Raw genomic sequence first — 23,536 nt, 5'->3', positions numbered from 1 at the left:
TAGGAAGGCGTTGACTAAAGCAAGTAAGAAATCTGCTGCCAACAAAGAAGAGCGGGATATTATCGGTTGGTACGTCGGATATATGCTGCAGGGTCAACTACCCTACCGTTTTTGTAGACTTCAAAATGAACATGAGGAGCAGTTGAACGCCCAGTTGACCCGGACAGAGCAATAACCTGACCCTTTTTGACAACATCGCCGGCTTTCACAAGATTGGATTTGTTGTGCGCGTAGCGGGTAACCAAACCATCTCCATGTTTGATCTCAACCATATTGCCATATTCAGGATGACGTCCGGACCAATTGACAATACCTGCGGCAACAGTACTGACTTTACTTCCCTGACGAGCGGTAAAATCAATTCCGGAATGGAATTCAGTTTTACCTGTAAAAGGGTCTTTTCTGTAACCGTAGCGTGATGAAACCCAAGCATTTGCAACAGGCGCACCAGAAACCCAAGTTTCTTGCTGCAAACTACGATTGGCTAATAAAGCGTCTATGGTATTAAGCTGTTGCTCTCTACTATCCACCTGCGCTGAAAGTTGGTCAATCGCAGCAAAAAAATCCGGCTTAGCATAAGCCGCATCTGGAGTGGCCGCCGATGGGCCGCCCAAGGCAGGAACTTGGCCAAAATCGAATTCACCTTGTTCAAGATTAGCGGCAGAGGTCAATTTCTCCCCAAGAGCATCGAGCCGCATGAGACGAGCTTGTAATTCGGCCATCTTGCTGGTGAGCGCAGCAATTTGAGCCTCAGATGCCTCTCGCTCTTGCTCTATTTCAGACTCTCGCGCAGAAAGGATATCCATCCATGCTTTGGTATCAGAGTTAAAAAAGCCACCTTTTTCATCTGAAACCAGCCAACTGTAACCCCAAGCTCCTACAAAAGTCGGAATCCCCAACAGGCAGACAGACAGGAATGCACGCGTCCACCCACCCAGGGTAAAACTGCGAGCCTGCGCATGATCTTTGTTGACGATAATAATCTTCATTGTTTAGAAATCTACTTTTTTATGGATGAAAAAGCCCGCAACTGAAAATTCAGGATCTAATCGGACTTTTATTAAAAATTTCGACTTTCAGATTGCATCCTGCTCTTAACAAGACACAAATAAGACATCCATTGAAAAACGCTTCTAGGTTATTGAACAACTAATGAAAAGCGTTTAAAAAACAACATATTACACATGTTTTATAAAATAAAATGTGTAGTGCGGAGGCTCCTTGCAAGGCACCCATAATGGTACCTGCCCGAAATATCGCACAAATAGGAAGGAATTAACAAGTAGAAATTTAGGGTGATGTTCACAAATTAAACATCACCCTAAATCGCTTTAAGCAGCTGCTGTAGGGGTAACATAAGTGATTGGTAACTTCTGCTGCCCGTCGAAAGTGACGATTTCCCAAGCATCAGGCTGTTCGAGCAACAAGCGCAAAGCACGATTGTTCAGTGAATGTCCTGACTTATGAGCGCGATATTCACAAAGCAAACTGTTGCCCAACATATACAAATCACCAATCGCATCCAGCACTTTGTGCTTTACAAACTCATCCTCGAAACGCAAACCATCTTCGTTAAGAATACGATACTGGTCTACTACAATGGCATTATCCATACTGCCTCCGCGAGCTAAACCTTTGGAGCGCAGGTATTCGATTTCGTGCATAAAACCAAAAGTCCGCGCACGACTAATATCTCTTACAAAAGTCGAGCTGGAAAACTCCAGCTCAGTTTGTGGTCGGCGGTCTTTAAATACAGGATGATCAAATTCAATCGAAAACGACACTTTAAAACCATTAAAAGGCAAGAATGTGGCGTATTTGTCACCATCTCTCAGAGTTACTTCCTTTTTGATACGTACGAACTTTTTAGGTGCATCTTGTTCCTGAACGCCGGCAGATTGAATCAAAAACACAAAGGGACCGGCACTGCCATCCATGATCGGAATTTCGGGAGCATCTAATTCGACAATCGCATTATCAATACCTAACCCGGCCAAAGCAGACATAAGATGCTCTACAGTTGACACCCTGACATCATCTTTGATTAGGCAAGTAGAAAGTGTCGTTTCTCCTACACTTTTAGCGGTCGCTTTGATTTCAACAGGGGGATCCAAGTCCACCCGACGAAATACAATTCCACTATCAACAGATGCAGGCAACAGCGTCAGATGAATCTTGTCACCTGTGTGAAGCCCCACACCTGTCGTGCGGATTGCATTTTTAAGCGTTCGCTGTTTAATCATCTACATACCCTTCATACATCTATTAACTCTTGGGCATGTTATCAACCAGAGAAGAAGCCAACCAGTTAAAACTGGCAATCTTCCCTATAGCTAATTGGCTATTAGTCTGCCTGACGACGCAAAAATGCCGGGATATCAAGATATTCCAGCTCTTTATCGCCCAATGGTGCAGCCAGCGCAGCAGCATTGGACGAATGAGCGTTAGCACGTAATTGTGCAGGACGATCAAGCGTAGAATAATCCACCGCTGGTGCTGCGCGACGAGTATTGTCGACAACTTTAGTAGGAGCAGGTTTTGTATCTTTCACTGGAGCAATTACTTTCTCAACTACACCCAAACCGGTTGCCACAACTGTCACACGCAGTTCGTTAGTCAATTCTGGGTCAATAACCGTACCCACAACCACAGTAGCGTCGCCTGATGCAAACTCTTCAATGATGCTTCCTACTTCAGAGTATTCACCCAAGGACAAATCAATACCGGCTGTAATGTTAACCAGAATACCGCGAGCACCTTGCAAATTTACATCTTCAAGCAACGGACTGCGGATAGCTGCTTCAGCTGCATCGCGTGCACGGTTTTCACCGGTTGCGCGGCCAGTCCCCATCATTGCCATGCCCATTTCAGACATAACGGTACGAACGTCAGCAAAGTCAACGTTAATCATACCAGGGCGGATAATAAGATCGGCGATGCCTTGTACCGCGCCGAGCAATACATTGTTTGCTGCCTTGAAAGCATCAAGCAAGCTGGTAGATTTTCCCAGTACTGACAATAATTTTTCGTTAGGAATTGTAATAAGTGAATCAACGCGTTCACTTAACTCTTTGATACCGGCATCCGCAATAACCATACGTTTACGGCCTTCAAACGGGAAAGGCTTGGTCACGACTGCAACTGTCAAAATACCCAAATCGCGAGCAACTTCTGCAACAACGGGTGCAGCACCCGTACCGGTACCACCGCCCATGCCTGCAGCGATAAAGACCATATCTGCACCGCGCAATACTTCGGCAATTCGCTCGCGATCCTCCATTGCAGCTTGGCGCCCCACTTCTGGATTTGCACCCGCACCCAAACCTTTGGTCATGGAATTACCCAACTGCAACACGGTACGTGCGTCTATATCTTTCAATGCTTGTGAATCAGTATTAGCGCAAATAAATTCTACGCCTTCGACCTTACTGGCGATCATATGCTTGACTGCGTTACCACCACCGCCGCCAACACCAATCACTTTGATTACCGCGTTTTGATGAATGCTATCAACTAGTTCAAACATGGCCACACCCCTTTGTTTCCTTTGACTCAATTTGTGAAAATTAAATTTGGTTAAAAATTACTCTGAAATATTTTTTTGATTTTGCTAAACAACGACCCTTGAGCTTCTTTGGTACCGGCAACTGCTCTGCCGCTACCCAGATTTTGTTTCATTGCATATATAAGAAGACCAACACCTGTTGAATAAATAGGATTGTTTACGATATCGGACAAACCGCGAATGTTTTGCGGTGATCCCAAGCGCACAGGCATATGGAAAATCTCTTCTGCCAACTCAATAACACCTTCCATTTTGGATGTGCCTCCAGTAAGGACAATACCGGCGGCAATCAAATCTTCGTAACCACTGCGGCGCAATTCAGCTTGCACTAACGTAAATAATTCGTCGTAACGCGGTTCAACGACTTCAGCTAGTGCCTGACGGGACAAATCGCGAGGCTGTCGGTCGCCAACACTGGGAACCTTGATGGTTTCATCTGGACTGGTCAATTTGGCCAATGCACATGCGTATTTAATTTTAATTTCTTCAGCATTTGGTGTCGGCGTACGCAATGCCATTGCAATATCGTTGGTCACCTGATCGCCTGCAATCGGAATCACTCCCGTATGACGTATTGCCCCATCTTTGAAGATGGCAATATCTGTAGTGCCTCCACCGATATCAACAACACATACACCCAACTCCTTTTCATCATCAGTTAATACCGAATAACTGGAGGCCAGTTGTTCAAGAATGATGTCTTCCACTTCCAAACCACAACGACGGATACATTTTTCAATATTTTGTACTGCATTAACTGCACAGGTAACCAAATGAACCTTGGCCTCCAGGCGAACGCCTGACATCCCCAATGGTTCTTTTACGCCGTCCTGATCATCAATCAAAAACTCTTGCGGCAAAATGTGTAGGATTTTTTGGTCTGCCGGTATAGCGACAGCTTGGGCAGCATCGATAACACGCTCCAAATCCTGGGGAAAAACTTCACGATCGCGGATTGCCACAATTCCATGGGAATTCAAACTACGAATATGACTACCAGCAATGCCTGCATATACCGAGTGAATCTGGCAACCTGCCATTAACTCAGCTTCTTCAATTGCGCGCTGAATCGACAGCACAGTCGATTCGATATTGACTACCACTCCTTTCTTCAAACCATTGGAACGATGGGAACCAATTCCCACGATTTCCAATTGGCCTTCCGGAGTAATAGCACCAACGATAGCCACAACCTTGGATGTGCCAATATCCAGGCCTACAATCATTTTGTTGTCGCTAGCGTTTGCCATTCATAACCTCATTTACCAGTTATTTGCCAATTACTGAACAACTGGCGATTTTCTTTAATCGATTAAATTTTTGGAGCAGTTAATAGTGAGGATGCAGGAAGTTTCTCTAGTGCCTGGCTTTTTATGTGTTTTTTTGCCATGGCAGAATCTGCAACCCAACGCACTGAAACTCCATTTGTATACCGTGCATCTATCGCTTTTACATCCATCCAGACGTTGCTTAAGTGCGTGTCGTATACAGTAACAAATCTACGTATTTTTTCCATCACTTGATCGCGTCCAAGTGCAATTTCTACGTGATTTTTTATCGTTAATCGCCAGGATTTTTTGTTATCGCACTTTAACGCGATAACTTCCAACCCTCGCGAGCGCAAAATCTGGGATAAATCCTGATATTGCTGCAAAATTTCAGGCGCATCTGATTCATTTCCTTGCAACCAAGGCAAACCAGATAGTTGGCTTGCATCCTCGATGCGAACAATTTCTCCACGTTGATTCAAAAATCCATTTCCCCAACGAGCAATAGGTTTTTGCTCGGTAATTTTTACTACCAATGTGTCTGGCCAACGCCGGTTTAAGGTAACTTTTTCAACCCAGGGATCATTTAATAACGCATTTTTCAATTGCATTAAATCCAACTGCAAAAAGTCACCGTTAATTTCATTCCCAATAAGCTCGGTAGCACGCTGTTTCGAGATGAAATTAAAATCACCTTCAACCACGACACTTTTTATTGGCCGTTCAAAAATTTTTGCGACAGGTTCGCTTACCCAATACCCACCCAAGAGCATCCCTAACACCAATAATCCCGCGCCTAATTTGCGATTTACCCAGGAAAAATTCCATTTACGGGCATCCGGCGATGTTGCTCGCGCTTTTTTTTGCCGATTTCCTTCTATTTTTTGCCCTTGAGGCGATACCTTGCTGTAACCACGTTCACGTTTTGTTGGCAACTCTGTCCGTGCAACGGGTAAATCCGGAGCAACATAACGCGATGAAGGACTATCCATTAATACATCGCGTACTACGCGTGCTCCAGCACCAGACTCTTTGCGACTGGCAAGCGCCAGATCATCCGCACGATTGCGTCGCGTAGACTTATCTGCAACAGGATCAAGCCGCTCGTTACCGATGCGAGGCTCAATCCGCCCTCCTTTCATATCACGCATAGTATTTACACATGGCGCTTATACTTTTACCGCAAGGCTTGCGCGCAAAACTGTCAAAACCAATTCGGTAAACGACAGCCCTACCGCTTTAGCAGCCATAGGAACCAAACTATGGCTCGTCATACCAGGTGCGGTGTTAACCTCCAACAGATAAAAATTCTGTTGTGCATCAGCCATCACATCTACACGACCCCAGCCGCGACACCCCAGCGCATTAAATGCGTTGAGTGCGAGCTTTTTTAACTCCAATTCTTTTTCAGATGACAAACCACAAGGGCATAAGTAACGCGTGTCTTCAGCAATATATTTTGCATTGAAATCGTAAAAGCTATGGTTGGTTTCCAGTTTGATTGGAGGTAAAGCCTCACCATCAAGGATGGCCACGGTAAATTCACTGCCTACAATTAACCGCTCCACCAAGACACTACCTTGGTATTGCACTGCTTTTTGAAAAGCGGCCTCCAAATCAGCAGCACTATTCACACGCGACATACCAATACTGGAACCTTCATTTGCCGGTTTCACCATCACTTCGCCGCCCAGACTCTCCAGCACGTGTGCAAAATCTGAACCTTGGGATAACACAGCAAATTCTGGCGTTGGCAAACCTTGCTCGCCATTAACATCAACGCCGCGCCAAAGTTGTTTGGTGCGTAGCTTATCCATTGCCAATGCCGATGAGGCCACATCACTACCGGTGTAAGGGATGTTTAAAAATTCCAACAAAGCCTGAATGCGACCATCCTCACCGCCGGGGCCATGCAAAATAATAAAAGCGCGATCAATTTTGGCGGCCTGAATATCAGCAATAATGTTATCGCCCACATCAATTGCAACATGATCAATACCTGCTTCAACCAATGCCGCAATAACAGCAGCGCCGCTTTGCAACGAAATTTCCCGTTCGGCCGACAAGCCACCAAAAAGCACACCTACGCGGCCCAATTGTTTTTTAAATGTTTCACTAATCGGCAGAGTGACTGCTTGCATCTCTTTTTTAACCTCTAACACAATTGTCTTTTTGCTAATTCGGGTGAGAGTACGCCTACGTTGCCCGCACCCTGTGTGATGACAATATCCCCTGCACGTACGATGTCTTTAATGATGGACGGAACACCATCGACCGTTTCAACAAAAATCGGCTCCACAACACCACGGGCACGAATGCTGCGGCACAAATGCCGACTATCTGCACCAGGAATTGCATCTTCACCCGCGCTGTACACCTCCAACATAACCAATGCATCAACCGTTGAAAGCACTTCAACAAAATCTTCATAAAGATCGCGGGTACGGGTATAACGATGCGGCTGATAAATCATGACCAACCGACGCTCCGGCCAGCCATCGCGAACCGCTTTAATGACAGCAGCAACTTCGCGTGGATGATGACCATAATCGTCAACCAACATGGCCTCACCATTGCCAACAGGGAAATTGCCATACACCTGGAAACGGCGACCAACCCCTTGGAAATTTTCCAAACCGGATTGAATTGCCTCATCATTAATACCTTCATCTGTTGCAACAGCGATAACTGCTGTTGCATTCAAGACATTATGAATTCCGGGAATATTGATGCGGATATGCAATGGTTTGTCATGCCCAGGACGAATGACATCAAACTCCGAATGCATTTTGTCTTGTTTGATATTCACTGCACGGAAATCACAATGCTCTGCAAAACCGTACGTCAAAATCGGACGTGACACCTCAGGAATAATGTCGCGGATTACCGGGTCTTCGCCGCATAATACCGCCAAACCGTAGAATGGAAGATTGTGCAAAAACTCGATAAACGTTTTTTTCAATTTGGAAAAATCGCCACCGTAGGTTTCCATATGGTCGGCATCAATATTGGTAACAATCGCCACCATCGGCTGCAAATGTAAAAATGACGCGTCGCTTTCATCGGCTTCCGCCACCAAATACCGGCTCTGTCCAAGTTGTGCATTAGTGCCTGTGCTGTTAACCAATCCACCGATAATAAACGTCGGGTCCAGTTTTGCTGCGGCAAGAATAGATGCCAACAAACTGGTGGTGGTGGTTTTTCCGTGCGTGCCCGCCACGGCAATTCCGTGACGATAACGCATCAATTCGCCCAACATTTCTGCGCGACGCACAATAGGAATTCGCAATTCGCGTGCACCCAGCATTTCCGGATTGCTCGCATTAACTGCACTGGAATTAACAACAACATCGGCTTCGCGCACATTCTTGGCCGAATGACCGATAAAAATTTTGACGCCTTTGGCGACCAAGCGAGCAGTTACACTGGACTCCTTAATATCAGAGCCAGAAATTTCATAGCCTTGATTCAACAACACTTCTGCAATGCCGCTCATTCCTGCTCCGCCAATTCCAATAAAATGGATACGGCGAATACGACGCATTTCTGGAACACAGTGACCATTAGCACGACCACTTATGGATTGTTGCGTAGAATTATCCACGGGCAACCTCCTCACAAATATCAGCTACTTGTGCAACAGCATCAGGTTTTGCCAGCTGCTGCGCTTTTTCCGCCATCGACATTAAATGCTGGCGGTCAGCTAATTCGGTTAACAATAAAGCAGCCAATTTTGCTGCGGTTAAATCTTTCTGGACCAATGAAATACCCGCGCCGGTATCGCTCAGGTTTTTAGCATTAAATGTTTGGTGATCGTCAATTGCACTTGGCAAGGGAATTAAAATCGCTGCAACACCGGCCATCATTAATTCCGATACGGTCAAGGCACCTGCGCGGCATATAACTAAATCAGCCCACGCATAAGCGGCAGCCATATCGTCAATAAATTCTTCTATGGTTGCATCAACCTGATGCTGCATATACAGCGCTGTTGTCGCTTGCGCGTGATTTTTTCCGGTTTGATGACGAATAACAGGACGCAGATGACGTGGCATTTCAGCAAGTGCAGCAGGGATTAATTCATTAATTGCTTTTGCGCCCAAGCTGCCACCCACAACAAGGACTTGTAGAGGTAATTGCTGCTGCATGCGTTGGGAATAGCGCACTGTTACAGATGATAAATTTTTAATTTGTTCACGCACAGGATTACCAACCACTACTTCCTGTTTAATATTGGTTTTACTAAAGGCATCAGGAAATGCAGCCAGAACTTTTGTCGCTATTTTTGCCAATAATCGATTAGTGGTTCCCGCAATAGCATTTTGCTCATGAATAATTAATGGTGTGGCTGATAATTTGGCAGCAACACCACCGGGGCCAGATGCAAAGCCACCAAACCCCACCACCACATCAGGCTTAATATTACGAATGATCATAAATGCCTGAATCACTGCGTAGGCAATTAAAAAAGGAGCCTTAATTAAACCCACTAAACCGCGACCACGCACACCCTCAATATTGATGAGATGCAAAGGAATATTGGCTGCTGGAACCAAGCGCATTTCAATTCCACGTGCGGTGCCCAACCAATGAATAACCGCACCACGATTACGCAGTTCATTTGCAACCGCTAATGCGGGGAACACATGTCCACCGGTTCCACCCGCCATGATCAATACAGATAGTTTTTTTGTGCTCACGATGCAGCCTCCACAACTGGAGTGCGAGCAATATTGGCTGGCGTACGCGGTGTTTTAGGAAGCTCGGGAATTGCAGGAGTAAAACCGGCCAGTTCCCATTGCACACGCATAACAAAAGCCATAAGAACACAACAAATTAATAAGCTACTTCCACCATAACTGATAAATGGCAAGGTCAATCCTTTAGTGGGCAATAACCCGGACGAGACACCCATATTGATAAAGACCTGGAAGGAAAACAAAATAGCAATGCCGAAAGTCGCCAATGCGGGGAACATTTTCCCAGCTGCCAAATTTTGTTTAGCTAATTTGAAGATACGAATAATCAGTGCTGCAAACAAAGCCACTAATAACACCGCACCAATCAAACCAAACTCTTCTGCAATAATCGCAAAAATAAAATCAGTATGTGCTTCAGGCAAAAAGAATAATTTCTGCAGGCTATTGCCCAAACCCAAGCCAAACCATTCACCACGCCCAAAACCAATTAAGGATTGTGTTAGTTGGTAGCCGGTATTGAACTGGTCTGCCCATGGATCGAGGAAGGTAATCAAACGTTGCATACGGTAAGGCGATAAAATAGCAACAGCAGCTAACCCGCCCACACCAATAATAATTAATAGAAGGAAATGCAGGATACGAACACCTGCAATAAACATCATTGCAAATACCGTTGCACAAAGTACAACCGAACTTCCGAAATCGGGTTCCAATAACAACAAACCAACAAATACACCAACGACCAGCAGTGGCTTCAAAAAACCTTGCCAACCAAAATGCAATTCTTGATATCGACGTGCAAAAAAGCTGGCAAAAAATACTACCGCACAAAATTTGGCAATTTCCGATACCTGAATAGAAATAACGCCCAAACCAAACCAACGCTGGCTTCCATTCACTTTTTTGCCGATACCCGGGATCAATACAATCACTAGAAGAAAAAGCGTAATCAATAAAAAATGTCCTGAGTAGCGTTGCCATATGCTCATGGGTACACACACAACAAACATGGCAAGCACAATGCCCATAAGCATATAAATGGCATGGCGTTTGGCAAAAAACCATGCATCGTCGTAGGTTAATGCAGCAAAAGAAACCGACGCAGATGCTACCATCACTAAACCGATTGACATCAACGCAAACCACAAACACAACAGTGTCCAATCAGTGCGCTGGCTTAATGGCAATTGCGATACAGGCGTGGCTGCACGAATCATATGACCAACTCCTGTACGGCACTGCAAAATTGATCGCCACGATCTTCGTAGTTTTTAAACATATCAAAGCTTGCGCATGCAGGGGAAAGCAACACGGCATCGCCAGGGTTTGCCAATTGCAGCGCCTTATTGACAGCGTCCTGCATATTATTGGCATGTGTTATCTTTGTTGCGGCGGCTACTGCCTGCTCGATAACAAGAGCATCACGCCCAATCAATACTACTTGGCTATTAATAGACTTAAGCGCAGGAGCTAATTCGGTAAAGTCCTGCCCTTTTCCTTCGCCACCCAAAATTACAATTAATTGTTGCGGATCACGTGCGAGCCCCTGAATTGCCGCCAGGGTTGCACCAATATTGGTACCCTTTGAATCGTTATAAAATTCAACACCATTTTTAGCCGCAACAAATTCACAGCGATGCTTTAATCCTTTGAAGTTTTTCAGCGTCTCCAACATCGCGGCCATAGGGATACCCGCTGCATCACCCAATGCCAATGCAGCTAACGCATTATCGACATTGTGACGACCGCGTATTTTTAACTCACGCGATGGCATTAATGGAGTCAAATTTTTTGCTAAAAACTCTTCGCCATTTTGTTCAGTTAAACCAAAACTGCCAAAATCAGCATTGCCACCAAAATAAACCGGTTTAACACCTGCAGCGAATGGAGGATGGGTCAACACATCCTTACGATTTACCACAATATGTTCAGCACCAAAATAAATGCGCAACTTGGCAAGAATATAAGCACGCATACTGTCGTAGCGATCAAGATGATCCGCACTGATATTTAAAATAGTCGCAACCTTTGCATTCAGTTTGGTTACCGTTTCCAACTGAAAGCTGGATAGCTCCATTACATACAGTTCAATAGCATCATCAAGCAGTTCCAAAGCAGGCGTTCCCAAGTTGCCACCCACCGCAACGTTTATACCGGCAGTCTTTGCCATTTCACCAACCAAGGTTGTTACGGTACTTTTTGCATTCGACCCCGTGATAGCAACAATCGGTGCTTTTGCATAACGCACGAACAATTCGATGTCGCCAACAATAGGGATGCCTGCATTTTTTGCTTGCTCAATAGCAGGTGTAGCAATGGCAACGCCTGGGCTCACAATAATTTCGTCACACTCGAACAGTGTGGTTGGATTCAGTTCACCGCACTCGATAGCAACCCCTGGAAATTCCTGCTGCACCTTTTCCAAATTGGGTGGAACAGCACGGGTATCCAATAAGACAAATGCTTGCTTTTGTGCCGCCAAAAAGCGGGCAACCGACAGACCGGTAATACCGGTGCCGATTACTGCTTTTACTTTACTGGTGGCAATCATTTGGGACACAGCAGTTCTCTCTTTAGGTGACATCGTTAATTTGGGTTTTAATTTAAGTGCTTACTTTTTTGTCGCACTAAAATCGCAATTCATGTATCAATCTATTGATCTATTGGTCTATCTGGTTAACGCAGCTTCAAGGTTGCCAAACCAATCAACACCAGAATCAAGGTGATAATCCAGAAACGAACTATTACACGCGGCTCTGGCCAGCCTTTTAATTCGAAATGATGATGAATGGGCGCCATACGGAAAATACGGCGACCGGTTAATTTAAATGAGGCAACTTGCAAAATAACCGATACAGTTTCCAGCACAAAAATACCGCCCATAATGAACAATACAAATTCATGGCGAACGATAACGGCAATCAAACCCAGCGCAGCACCCAAAGCGAGCGCGCCAACATCGCCCATAAATACTTGTGCGGGATACGTGTTGAACCACAAGAAGCCAAGACCGGCACCCACCAAAGCGCAACAGAAAATAACTAATTCGCCTGCGCCAGGAATGTAAGCAATATTTAAATATTGGGAAAATTGTGAATGCCCGGCGAGATACGCAATTAATGCCAGTGCGCCTGCAACCATTACACTTGGCATAATGGCCAAACCATCCAGGCCATCGGTTAAGTTCACGGCATTACTTGTTCCGACAATCACGAAATAGGTGAACACGATGTAAAACAAACCCATGTTGAGCGCAACGTTTTTAAAGAATGGAATAAACAGTTGCGTTTCAGCAGGATTTTGCGCCGTCATATAAAGAAAAGTCGCCGCCCCTAAACCTGCAACAGATTGCCAAAAATATTTCCAACGTGCGGGCAATCCTTTTGAATCACGTTTCGCCACCTTGCGGTAATCATCTACCCAACCCACGGCACCAAATACGGCAGTGACAATTAACAACACCCAGACATAACGATTGGAAAGATCTGACCACAATAAAGTGCTGAAAAAAATGGCAGATAAAATAAGTGCACCACCCATGGTCGGGGTGCCTGATTTTGAAAGATGGGATTGTGGGCCGTCGGTACGCACTGCTTGCCCGATACGTAATTCCGTCAAGCGACGTATAAACCAAGGGCCGAGCAATAGCGAAAAACCAAGCGCCGTTAAGACGCCAAAAATCGCACGCACGGTCAAATATTGAAACACTGCAAAGCTGCGCAGGTATTCTTGTAAGTATTCTGACAACCAGTACAGCATTAGTGTGATTCTCCTGCCAGGTTACAAAGCTCACGCACGACCAAATCCATTTTGGAGCTGCGCGAACCTTTAATTAATAAAGTCATGTCTGCCTTGGCAATTGATTTTAAATGCGCAACCAGATCAGCCCTTTCAGTGAAATGCAAAGCGCCATCGCCAAATGCAGCCGTTGCGTTTTGGCTCAAATGTCCGAGTGTAAAAATGTGAGGGAGGTTTTTACTCTGCGCGTACTCACCCAATTCCGCATGCAGCTGCGCAGCATTAGCACCAAGCTCAGCCAAATCGCCCAGCACTAACACGCCACAATTTTTCTGAGCCAACACGTCAATCGCCGCACGGACAGATCCGGGGTTAGCATTGTAACTATCGTCAATGATCTGAACGTGATTAATGCCCGTATGTTTACTCATACGGCCAGAGACAGGAGCAAAACTTGCCAAACCATTTTTTATTTTTTGCAAACTTGCACCCACTGCGTAAGAACAAGCAGCTGCCATTAGTGCATTGCGTACGCTGTGTTCGCCTTGCGCATTTAGAACAACATCAATTGATTGACCCAATGCAACTAATTCAAAGCGTATTTCAGTACTATCTGATTCAATACAGCCTAATTCAATACGGCGCGCATAGAACTTTGCGCTCTCATTTTGCAAACTAACTGATATGACTTGTTTATCTTGCAGTTTCATCAACCATGAAGATGAAAACACATCATCCACATTAACAACTGCAACAGCATCTGCAGCAAGCGAGCTGTATATTTCGCCTTTTGCTTTGGCAACGCCCTCAATAGAACCGAAGCCTTCGATATGTGCAGGCATGACATTGTTGATCATAGTGACTTGTGGCTTGGCGAGTGAACACAGGTATTCAATCTCGCCGGGGCCGCTTGCGCCCATTTCAATTACCGCAAATTCATCTGTTGCCGATATCTGCAACAATGTAAATGGCACGCCGATATGATTATTGAGATTGCCTTTGGTAGCGAGAGTATTGCCGCACTCTGCCAAAATACTGGCAACCATGGTTTTTACTGTGGTTTTACCGCTGCTACCAGTAATTCCAATTACTTTTCCTGTAAACAAACTGCGGTTCAACGCAGCAATCTGCCCTAACGCGAGCACAGAATCACTCACGACCAATTGGGGCAAATGAATGTTTGGAAAATATTGTTCGACAATTAATGCACAAGGTTTTTTATCGACTGCTTGTTCAATAAATTCGTGCGGATCAAAACGCTCCCCACGAATAGCTACAAATAATTCACCCTCAACCAAGCTGCGGGTGTCGGAATTAACACAAGTAAATTCCGCATCTCCGTAACGTTGTATGGTGAGCGGGCGCAGCAGTGTTTGCGCCGCAACAAATTCTTCAACCCACTTTAATGAAAGAGGCTTGATCATACGGGAGCCCCTTTTTCCAAATTACCTTGCTGGTTTTCACGTTTGGCGATACGACGCTGCAACGAAATGCGCGCATGTTTGCTATCGCTAAATGGCAAAGTCTGGGTGGCAAATATTTGATAATCCTCATGCCCCTTACCGGCAATCAGTACAATGTCACCTGTTTTAGCTTGCTGGATTGCAAAATCAATCGCTTGTGCGCGATCAGCAATTACCAGACAGCCGCTGGGATGATTCATCCCGCGTACAATTTCTGCTGCGATTGTTGCCGGATCTTCGGTACGGGGATTGTCATTGGTGACAATCACATAATCACTAAAGCGTTCGGCGATTTTTCCCATTTGCGGACGCTTTGATTTATCGCGATCGCCGCCACAACCAAATACTGTCCACACACGGCCCGCTTTATGCTGATGGATTGCATTGAGCGTATTTTCCAGCGCATCGGGTGTATGGGCGTAATCCACAATTACCTGAACTTCTTGCACTGCCCGATCAACAGTCACTAGTTGCATCCGCCCTGGTGCAGGCTCTAGCTGCGCAATCAATGGCAGCATTTGCGCCAGGTTAAAACCTTGCGCACCCACAACCGCAATAACCGACAACACATTACTTAAATTAAATTTTCCCAATAGCGGCACATCGATATCGCCCTCACCCCAAGGAGTAACAATGTGTGCACGTACACCGCCCGCATGCAACTCAATATTGGTTGCACAAACATCAGCATTTTTTTCGATTGAATAGCTCAATACATTTACAGACACTGGTGCTCTGGATTGCAGACTGGCAGCCCACGCATCATCGAGATTGATAATCGCCGTGCGTAAACCTGGCATGTCTAACAGCTGCGCTTTTACATTGCCATAGGTCGTTAAATCGCCGTGATAATCCAAATGATCTTGCGTCAGGTTGGTAAAGACTGCTGTTGCGAATGTTAATCCTGCGACGCGCTTTTGTTGCAAACTATGGGAGGAAACTTCAATCGCAGCAGATACAGCGCCTTGCTGGATCAATTCATCCAACAAACGTTGCAATGTAATAGGGTCTGGAGTTGTCAGCCCCGTGGATGTGAGCAAATTAATTTGCTGGGATAAAGGTGCCAATACCGATGCATCCAATAATCCATAACCAATTGTGCCAATAACAGCTGATTTTTTTTGTAAGTGTGTCAGCATTTGCGCTGCCAGCAGAGTGCATGTTGTTTTACCGTTTGTACCGGTAATACCTATCAGCTGCATTTTTTTACTGGGTTCACCGAAAAAATATCCTGCAATTTCACTGACTCGCGCAGGTAAATTTTCAATAGCAATAACCGGCACACTGCCAAGCCAAGCCAAGCCCTGCCAATTTTTATCAGCCTCAACCAAAATTACCGCAGCACCCAACTCAACCGCTTTTGCAATAAAATTCCGTCCATCGACTTTCACTCCGGAAAGTGCGATAAACGCATCGCCCGTTTTTAATTGACGCGTATCCAAGCAGAGATTGTGCACAACCAAAGAAGACGCATCACCCAATTCCATATCAGGCAACAAATGCGATAGCGCAACACTGCGCAGTGAGGATGGAGTGGTCATCAGGTATCTGACCTCTCATCTTTGGCCAAACTATTTTTAGATTTGGTCTTGTTCGCTGGTTCTGCCACCAGCGATTCATTTTTTTTGCGGATATTATCTGGCGGCACTTGCAGCATACGCAGTGCATCTTCCGCCACTTTTGAAAATGCTGGTGCAGCGACAATACCGCCGTTGCCCATAATGCCGCCGCCTTTTGGTTCATCGATAACCACCATTGCAACGATGCGTGGATTTTCGATGGGCGCCATACCAATAAATGAACTCATCTGCAGACTGGAGTAGCGGCCATTCACTGCTTTGTATGCAGTGCCGGTTTTACCCGCCACAGAATAAGAAATCGCTTGCGCTTTACTGCCTGTACCTTCAGCAGACACTACTCGTCTTAGCATTTCTTTTACTTGGTCGGCGTATTTTTTCGCAACAACGCGCTGACCTTCAGGCGGAGTATCTACCCGCAATAAAGAAACAGGGCGCTTGATGCCACCAGTCGCAATAACACCGTACGCTTGTACCGTTTGTAACACGGTACTGTTTAATGCATAACCATAAGAAAAGTTGGCGCGTTCAATTTTTTGCGCAGGCTTTAATACAGGAAGGCGACCCGCAGCTTCACCAGGAAATCCGGTACCGATAGGCTGGCCAACACCCAGACGCTCATACATATCGCGCACGGTGTTTGTATCTAACGCAAAAGAAATTTTAGTCATCGCAATGTTGGAGGATTTTGCAATTGCCATCGCTAAATCCATCTCACCGTAATTGCGATGATCTTTAATGGGCTTGCTACCCACCATGAAATAACCCGGGTTGGTATCGATAATATCTTCCGGTTTGAATTTGCCGCTTTCCAATGCAGCAAGAATGACCCAAGGTTTTACTGTTGAACCGGGCTCGTATAAATCAGTAATCGCACGGTTGCGCAAACCTGCACCGCGCGCGCGGCTGCGGTCATTCGGATTGTACGAAGGCAAATTGGAAATAGCGAGAATCTCGCCGGTCAGCACATCGAGAATCACAATTGATCCCGCAATCGCGCCCGCTTCTTCAACAGCTTTTTTTAATTCGCGGTGTGCAAGATATTGCAAACGCAAATCGATACTGAGCGTGAGGTTTTGACCGGGGCGCGCGGCCTTTACCAAACGCAATTCTTTTACGGTACGGCCACGCAAATCTTTTAATACTTCTTTCGCACCGTTTTCACCGGTTAGCCAGGCATCGTATGCCAACTCCATTCCTTCTTGGCCGCGATCATCAACATCGGTCATCCCCACTAAATGTGCAGCCACTTCTGCAGCGGGGTAATAACGGTGATATTCCACTTGCTCGTAAACGCCGGGAATATCCAATGCCAATACCGCCTGCGCCGCTTCAGGTGACATCTGGCGCTGGAGATACATAAATTCTTTAGCGCTATAACGCACAAGACGCGCTTCTAATTCAGCCTTGTTGAATTTCAATGCCTGAGCCAATTCAGCCCAGCGATGCGGTGCTTGCAACAGCACTTTTGGATTTGCCCAGAGAGTCGAAACAGGTGTACTGACCGCAAGCGGGTCACCGTTACGATCAGTGATTACACCGCGGTAGGCAGGGATAACATCGGTACGCAATGTGCGCGATTCACCCTGGTCTTGTAAAAATTCATAGCCCTTATCGGCATTAGGCAAGACTTGCAAACTGGCAACATGGAAAATCAGCGTCGCAACCAGAATCGCCAACAAAATACCCACACTGTAGAAACGCCATTGCGCGACTTTTAACGGTTTGCGTGCTGGCTGCACTACCGCGCGCGCGCGACGCGGTTCGAATGCCGAGGAAGGTTTCATTGGAGAGGAAGAGGAGCGTTTCATTGCCCACCCGCCGCAGGCTCAACCGCCTGGATATGACCATCAAGCACGCGATTGCCCGAAATCATGACGATTTCTTCAGGTGTCGGGGCCATCATGTTTAATTCGGAAACCGCGGCATGCTCAACACGGCTATACGCCGCCCAAGTGCTCTGCTCCAGCAGATACTGCCCCCATTCCACTTGCAATTGAGATGCCTCACGACGCAGCGTTTCAAGACTGTTTACATCGCGACGTACAATTTGCGTTGTCGCAACAACACCCAGTGCAGACGCAATGGCTGCCACCCATAAAACCGCAATCACCAGGAGCATGCCGGGTGAGATGGTTTTTTGTTGTGATGGGTGACGTCTGTTCATTGAATCCCTGGAGCTTATAAGTTTATCGGGTTGATTTGGTATCAGGCCGTTCAGGCACTGATGAAGCCGCAAAACCGGGATCTACAATTTTTCTGCTACTCGCATAACGGCACTACGGGAACGCACATTGGCACTAACTTCTTCATCGCTTGCCTTAATCGCCTTACCAATCGAACGCATGCGTCGGTTTAATTGGTCGTCGCGTACTGGCAGCCCTTTGGGTATCGGATCCCCTTGCTCCTGACGGCGAATAAATCGTTTTACAGCTCGATCTTCCAAAGAGTGGAAGCTGATGACGACAAGGCGGCCACCCGGTGCCAATACCGCCAGCGCTTGCTCCAACACAGAATCCAGATCTCTCAGCTCGTTATTCACTTGTATGCGAATCGCCTGAAAAGCGCGGGTTGCAGGGTGCTTACCCTTTTCCCATGCCGGGTTCGCCTCTTTAATCACTTCAGCCAGGTGTTTGGTACGGGTAAATGGCGCTTTTTCTCGCTCAGCGATAATCGCGCGCGCCATACGCTTGGCAAAACGCTCCTCACCGTACTCTTTGAACACCCAGATAATGTCGTCTTCGCTCGCGCTGTTGATCCAATCTGCCGCGCTTTGGCCACGGGTTTGATCCATACGCATATCCAGAGGGCCATCCTGCATAAAGCTGAAACCGCGCTCCGCTTCATCCAGCTGTGGCGATGACACCCCCAAATCCAGCAGCACCCCAGACACCTTTCCAGTCATGCCCCGATCAGCAACCAGTTGCGCCAATCCGGCAAACGAACCGTGTGCAATCGCAAAGCGTGAGTCATTGGCAAATCGGGCATTAGCTGTAGCGATTGCCGCGAGATCTTTATCGATACCCAGTAAACGGCCGTTAGAGGCCAGCTGCTGGAGCACCAGGGCACTGTGTCCACCGCGACCAAAAGTGCCATCGACATAAAATCCGGCAGGATCAGTAATCAGCGCCTCGACCGCCTCGTTGAGAAGGACGGTTATATGTTGTGAATCAGACACGCCAGCACCTAGAAGGAAAGATTTTGTAAGTCGGCTGGCATATCGCCCTCAAGTGGTTGATCCATAAAGGCATTCCAGCTGTCTTCATTCCACAGCTCCATTTTGTTGCCCAGGCAAACCAACATGAGTTTTTTATCCAGATGCGCAAAGTCACGCAGGGTGGGAGGAACCAGAAGACGGCCATTTGCATCCATCTCAAGATTCACCGCCTGACCGATAAAGCGGCGCTGAATCCGGCGGACATGCTCGTTCCCGGCGGGTAATGCTTGAATTTTGGCAAGAACCGGCTGCCATTCTTCTTCGGAGTAGACCAACAAGCAGCGTTCATACATGTGTGCAGTTATCCATAAACGCGCAGCACCAGTCGACTCCAGCGATTCGCGAATGCGCGCTGGTATCGCCATGCGACCCTTGGGGTCCATGCTGATGGAGTAACTACCGGTTAGATTGGACACGCTTCACCACTTGTTGGGTTTATTTTCCACAAAAATCCACAAATACCCACTTTTTCCCACGCTGCTCACTATAAATCGGGGCAGTGCAAAGTCAAGCGAGCAATTGCCAAAAGACGTGGAAAATCACAGGAAAAATCGGGAAATTTCGTCAAACAGGAAGGGAAAACGCACAGAAGAAAGAGCATGAAAAACAACTTAAATAACAAAAACAAAGCAATAGAGCGCAAACTTAATGTAATGCATTAAGTTTGAAATTATTTTGCGGTAATAAGGTGAAATTAATAGAAGGTTTGGATCTATACAGCAGAAAAAACAACCAGCGGATATCTCAATTAAAGGGAATCAACGAGTGAGCCAGATACAAACCTCCCTCGCTAAAACAGCTGGCGCAGACTAACGCAAGTCAAATGGAGGAAACAATAGTTAGCTGCGTACTCTTCGATAAAAATTTCGCCGCATGGAGTTATCGCGCAAAATAAAAAGCCAAACGGTACCGGATACCGTTTGGCTTTTGTAATTCAGCGGAGTCGGCCTGTAAGCCGGTAGGGGCACCGTTAAATCAAGGCGTGCAGGCTACCCTAGCGGGGATTTTGTAGCAATAGCCGTAGCAAACGCCAAGTGCTACAAGAGCGATGCTAAGCACCATGACTACAGCACCACCTCCGTAATGCGAGATTCGACAAATATCGGCACCCACACGAAGCTTGACAAGCCTTAGCCGTGACTCAAAACCGCGTGTAATACCGTGTTATTTTTATCCCTCCATCCCATTGGTACACTCCGGCCAACCAGCAACGCAAACAGGAGGTTTAAAATGACAGACAGAGCAGTTTACAAAACAGGAAAGAATCAAGACGGCGACATTACAAAGCTGTGTGCAGAAGGACAATCGTGGTCTCCACGCAGCAAAGCAGATGCAATTAGAGATATTGAATCCAAAACGCACACATACTACGTTCCATGGAAATCAGGCAGAACAGAAATACAAGTGGTACATGACCCCGCAAAAGGTAAATATCTGCGAACCGACCGTGACAGCACGACCAAAAACAATTTAGATGACCTACCCGATTGTTAATTTCTGAAGGCTAAAACAAGGAAGTCGTAGCCATTTACTCGATTAAACTAAACAATCAATCCAGACATACAGTCTCCCAATGGCGGACGACATTGCGCTTAGCACTGCCCTCCACCGCCCAGCCAAGAACGGCAGAGAATCCAAAATATCTCTGACTACTTAGGCTTCCAATGCCTCTTAACAGTCGGCAAGCTAATGCCAAGCTTCGCCGCCACCTGTGATTGGCTGAACTTCTGCTCTTTTAATTCTTGAACACTAGCTCTTGTTTCAGTTGCTTCAGGCCGCCCCAGCTTCTTACCATCTGCTTTGGCTCTCGCTAAACCTGATTGGGTACGCTCTATAAGCAAATCACGCTCAAATTCAGCTACAGCACTAATAACCTGCATTGTCATCTTTCCGGCTGGACTGGTGAGGTCAACACCCCCAAGCGCCAGACAGTGAACCCGAATGCCCTTAGCTGCTAAATCCTCAACCGTCGAACGAACATCCATAGCGTTACGCCCTAACCTATCCAACTTGGTCACAACAAGCACATCACCGCTTTCTAGCCGCTCTATAAGTCGATTCCAGCCCGTTCGCTGCTTAGCCTCTACGGAGCCAGAGATAACCTCTTCAATCGCCCTATGCCCTTCTATAGCAAAGCCAGCGGCTGTTATCTCGTGTAATTGATTAGCGGTTGTTTGATCTGCTGTACTTACACGGCAGTATGCGAAAACTCGACCCATGATTAACCCTCTTTTTGGTATCACAAAACCTAGGGGTATCATATCAATGGTATCGTTAAATTGAAAGGCTAATTTGTTGAACCCAAAATAACGCATATTTGGCTAGTATCGGCAACCGTTCGATTGTTGATACCAACGGATATGTAGACCTTCTGGATTTATCGCCAATCAACACATATTATCCAGACGATCTTAGCTAACGGAACAAAAAGCATGTTTTGGAAAAAACTACTGGGGTTTTCGACGACCGCCACACCAACTCTCTCAGCATCCCTGACGACCCCCGCAGAGGCGGTTATTGCGAAATTCAAGGAGGAATTTCTCTCGGATGGCTTTTTCAATCAATTCGATAGCGTGCATAAGCAATCATACAAAGCAATAGTTGAGACGTTAGCTGATGAAGCCAATTCCATGCTGCTTGTAGATCAAACGAAAGCTGCAAAGCATATTTTTTTAAACTTAAACGTACCTTTACTTTTAGCTTACCTAGCCAAAAACGATTACTTAGAAAAATTAATCAAGTCATGTGAAAATTTGGATATTGCTGATAAATACGGTGATACAAATTTTTCACCATTTCATAAGGAAATTAGAGCATTCATCACGCCTAGATTTGAGGCGATAATTGCAAATACCGATAACTTAATTAAAACCACTTCTTATCGTTTTTTTGGCTATAGAGCAGAAGAATTTACTGAGACGACCAATGATGGCTACATTCTAAACCTGACGCATTGCTTATTTTTTCATTCGGAGGAAGAGGATAAACGAACCTCTATGGAACTTATCCTCCATACTCTAACGTGGATTGTAAGTAGCTTTATTACTGACAGAGCTACTGCCGAACAGGAAATACCTGATGAACTGGAACCTGACCAACTTAGTAAGATTTTAGACTTAGCCCAAGAGGAATTACGCCAAAATACGTTTTTATTGAGCATGGATGATTCATACAGGCCAATATATTTATCGTTGATAGGTGATGAGATAGAGTCCGCACAGGAGTATTTAGCGGAAGGAAATTTATACCAGTCAGTGATAAAAACAATATATACAATAGACCTAGCAATAACATTCAATTACCTAACTACCAACAAATACCTAAGCCCACTATTAATAAAGCATAACCAACTTTTTTACACTGACGAGTATGGAGATCCCGTATTTGAAGAGTTCGAAAGGGAACTACTTGTTTTTTGCAGAAAAAGACTGCAAGCGATAATTGCGCACCATAAAACAACACTAAACTCTTTCTTTACCGCTTTTTTAAAAGGAACTAAAAATATAGCCATACGAGATGAAGAGGGTGATCTGTACTTATTGGATACTTCAATACACCAACCAGATGAAGACACAATATTTCACGCAATGAACCGCATTGTTACACGCGTGCTCCTGAGTGATGACAATGAAATACCATCAAAGGATTTTGACTCGATAGTTTCGCCCATAGAATATGAGAAGGCCGTTGCAAGATATATGACAGAACTTCTTGGCTGGGAGGCGAACACAACTAAAGCAACAGGCGATCAAGGTGCCGATGTAATCGGAACAAAGAATGATATTAAAGTGGTAATCCAGTGCAAATTTTACTCCCTTCCAGTTGGCAACAAAGCAATTCAGGAAGCCCATGCTGCAAAAGGTTTTTATAATGCAGATTATGCAGCTGTGGTAACAAATGCTGCCTATACAAAATCAGCACTGCAATTGGCAGACAGCTTAGGAGTGTTTGCGATTCATCACGATCAACTACAAGAGCTTGATATAGTTTTATTCGCAGAAAACTGAG

20 protein-coding genes are annotated in these 23,536 nt (G+C 45.8%); 2 read left to right on the top strand and 18 right to left on the bottom strand.

Annotated elements, in window-relative coordinates:
• Positions 1-59 precede the first annotated feature (59 nt).
• From B2739_RS08630 to mraZ, 17 genes are all read right to left on the bottom strand, one after another.
• Positions 60-989, bottom strand: coding sequence for a M23 family metallopeptidase (locus tag B2739_RS08630; protein ID WP_331345458.1), 930 nt, complete (start codon positions 987-989; stop codon positions 60-62).
• A 342-nt stretch (positions 990-1,331) separates the two neighbouring features.
• Entirely contained in the window at positions 1,332-2,243 is a 912-nt protein-coding gene (gene lpxC / locus B2739_RS08625) for a UDP-3-O-acyl-N-acetylglucosamine deacetylase (protein ID WP_331345457.1), read from the bottom strand.
• Positions 2,244-2,344: 101 nt separating this feature from the next.
• Positions 2,345-3,526 carry a cell division protein FtsZ gene (gene ftsZ, locus B2739_RS08620; RefSeq protein WP_331345456.1) on the bottom strand — a complete coding sequence of 394 codons (1,182 nt, stop codon included), beginning with the start codon at positions 3,524-3,526 and terminating at the stop codon, positions 2,345-2,347.
• Positions 3,527-3,576: 50 nt separating this feature from the next.
• A complete protein-coding gene (gene ftsA, locus B2739_RS08615) occupies positions 3,577-4,815 on the bottom strand; it encodes a cell division protein FtsA (RefSeq protein ID WP_331345455.1) in 1,239 nt (412 codons plus the stop codon).
• Between the two features lie 62 nt (positions 4,816-4,877).
• Positions 4,878-5,984 carry a cell division protein FtsQ/DivIB gene (locus tag B2739_RS08610; RefSeq protein WP_331345454.1) on the bottom strand — a complete coding sequence of 369 codons (1,107 nt, stop codon included), beginning with the start codon at positions 5,982-5,984 and terminating at the stop codon, positions 4,878-4,880.
• Positions 5,985-6,002: 18 nt separating this feature from the next.
• A complete protein-coding gene (locus B2739_RS08605) occupies positions 6,003-6,974 on the bottom strand; it encodes a D-alanine--D-alanine ligase (RefSeq protein WP_331345453.1) in 972 nt (323 codons plus the stop codon).
• Positions 6,975-6,988: 14 nt separating this feature from the next.
• Positions 6,989-8,377, bottom strand: coding sequence for a UDP-N-acetylmuramate--L-alanine ligase (gene murC, locus B2739_RS08600; protein WP_331345491.1), 1,389 nt, complete (start codon positions 8,375-8,377; stop codon positions 6,989-6,991).
• Between the two features lie 52 nt (positions 8,378-8,429).
• The gene (murG, locus tag B2739_RS08595) at positions 8,430-9,533 is read right to left on the bottom strand and encodes an undecaprenyldiphospho-muramoylpentapeptide beta-N-acetylglucosaminyltransferase (RefSeq protein ID WP_331345452.1); all 1,104 of its coding nucleotides are present in this window, start codon (positions 9,531-9,533) and stop codon (positions 8,430-8,432) included.
• A complete protein-coding gene (ftsW, locus tag B2739_RS08590) occupies positions 9,530-10,750 on the bottom strand; it encodes a putative lipid II flippase FtsW (protein ID WP_331345451.1) in 1,221 nt (406 codons plus the stop codon). The genes murG and ftsW overlap by 4 nt, the downstream gene beginning before the upstream one ends.
• Entirely contained in the window at positions 10,747-12,084 is a 1,338-nt protein-coding gene (murD, locus tag B2739_RS08585) for a UDP-N-acetylmuramoyl-L-alanine--D-glutamate ligase (protein ID WP_331345490.1), read from the bottom strand. The genes ftsW and murD overlap by 4 nt, the downstream gene beginning before the upstream one ends.
• Positions 12,085-12,209: 125 nt before the next feature.
• Complete coding sequence (gene mraY, locus B2739_RS08580) at positions 12,210-13,292, bottom strand: phospho-N-acetylmuramoyl-pentapeptide-transferase (protein ID WP_331345450.1); 1,083 nt, start codon at positions 13,290-13,292, stop codon at positions 12,210-12,212.
• On the bottom strand, positions 13,292-14,695 hold the full coding sequence (locus tag B2739_RS08575) for a UDP-N-acetylmuramoyl-tripeptide--D-alanyl-D-alanine ligase (protein ID WP_331345449.1): 1,404 nt from the start codon (positions 14,693-14,695) through the stop codon (positions 13,292-13,294). The genes mraY and B2739_RS08575 overlap by 1 nt, the downstream gene beginning before the upstream one ends.
• Positions 14,692-16,275, bottom strand: coding sequence for a UDP-N-acetylmuramoyl-L-alanyl-D-glutamate--2,6-diaminopimelate ligase (locus tag B2739_RS08570; RefSeq protein ID WP_331345448.1), 1,584 nt, complete (start codon positions 16,273-16,275; stop codon positions 14,692-14,694). The genes B2739_RS08575 and B2739_RS08570 overlap by 4 nt, the downstream gene beginning before the upstream one ends.
• Entirely contained in the window at positions 16,275-18,122 is a 1,848-nt protein-coding gene (locus tag B2739_RS08565; protein ID WP_414633222.1) for a peptidoglycan D,D-transpeptidase FtsI family protein, read from the bottom strand. The genes B2739_RS08570 and B2739_RS08565 overlap by 1 nt, the downstream gene beginning before the upstream one ends.
• Positions 18,119-18,478 (bottom strand): cell division protein FtsL, encoded by a 360-nt coding sequence (gene ftsL / locus B2739_RS08560; protein ID WP_331345447.1) that lies wholly within the window; start codon positions 18,476-18,478, stop codon positions 18,119-18,121. The genes B2739_RS08565 and ftsL overlap by 4 nt, the downstream gene beginning before the upstream one ends.
• A gap of 81 nt (positions 18,479-18,559) precedes the next feature.
• The gene (gene rsmH / locus B2739_RS08555) at positions 18,560-19,489 is read right to left on the bottom strand and encodes a 16S rRNA (cytosine(1402)-N(4))-methyltransferase RsmH (RefSeq protein WP_331345446.1); all 930 of its coding nucleotides are present in this window, start codon (positions 19,487-19,489) and stop codon (positions 18,560-18,562) included.
• Positions 19,490-19,497: 8 nt separating this feature from the next.
• The gene (mraZ, locus tag B2739_RS08550) at positions 19,498-19,944 is read right to left on the bottom strand and encodes a division/cell wall cluster transcriptional repressor MraZ (protein WP_331345445.1); all 447 of its coding nucleotides are present in this window, start codon (positions 19,942-19,944) and stop codon (positions 19,498-19,500) included.
• Between the two features lie 814 nt (positions 19,945-20,758).
• Here mraZ and B2739_RS08545 point away from each other — a divergent pair.
• Positions 20,759-21,022, top strand: a complete 264-nt coding sequence (locus B2739_RS08545; RefSeq protein ID WP_331345444.1) for a DUF3892 domain-containing protein — start codon at positions 20,759-20,761, stop codon at positions 21,020-21,022.
• Positions 21,023-21,177: 155 nt separating this feature from the next.
• Here the strand turns inward: B2739_RS08545 and B2739_RS08540 are convergent, their stop codons facing one another.
• Complete coding sequence (locus tag B2739_RS08540; RefSeq protein WP_331345443.1) at positions 21,178-21,843, bottom strand: recombinase family protein; 666 nt, start codon at positions 21,841-21,843, stop codon at positions 21,178-21,180.
• A gap of 117 nt (positions 21,844-21,960) precedes the next feature.
• Between B2739_RS08540 and B2739_RS08535 the strand changes: the two genes are divergently transcribed.
• Positions 21,961-23,535, top strand: a complete 1,575-nt coding sequence (locus tag B2739_RS08535; RefSeq protein ID WP_331345442.1) for a restriction endonuclease — start codon at positions 21,961-21,963, stop codon at positions 23,533-23,535.
• Position 23,536: the final 1 nt, after the last annotated feature.

Source organism: Cellvibrio sp. UBA7661 (assembly GCA_002483365.1).
Taxonomy (GTDB): Bacteria; Pseudomonadota; Gammaproteobacteria; order Pseudomonadales; family Cellvibrionaceae; genus Cellvibrio.
Note: the sequence above shows the minus strand (reverse complement) of the source record. Positions and strands in the feature narration are given on the sequence as shown.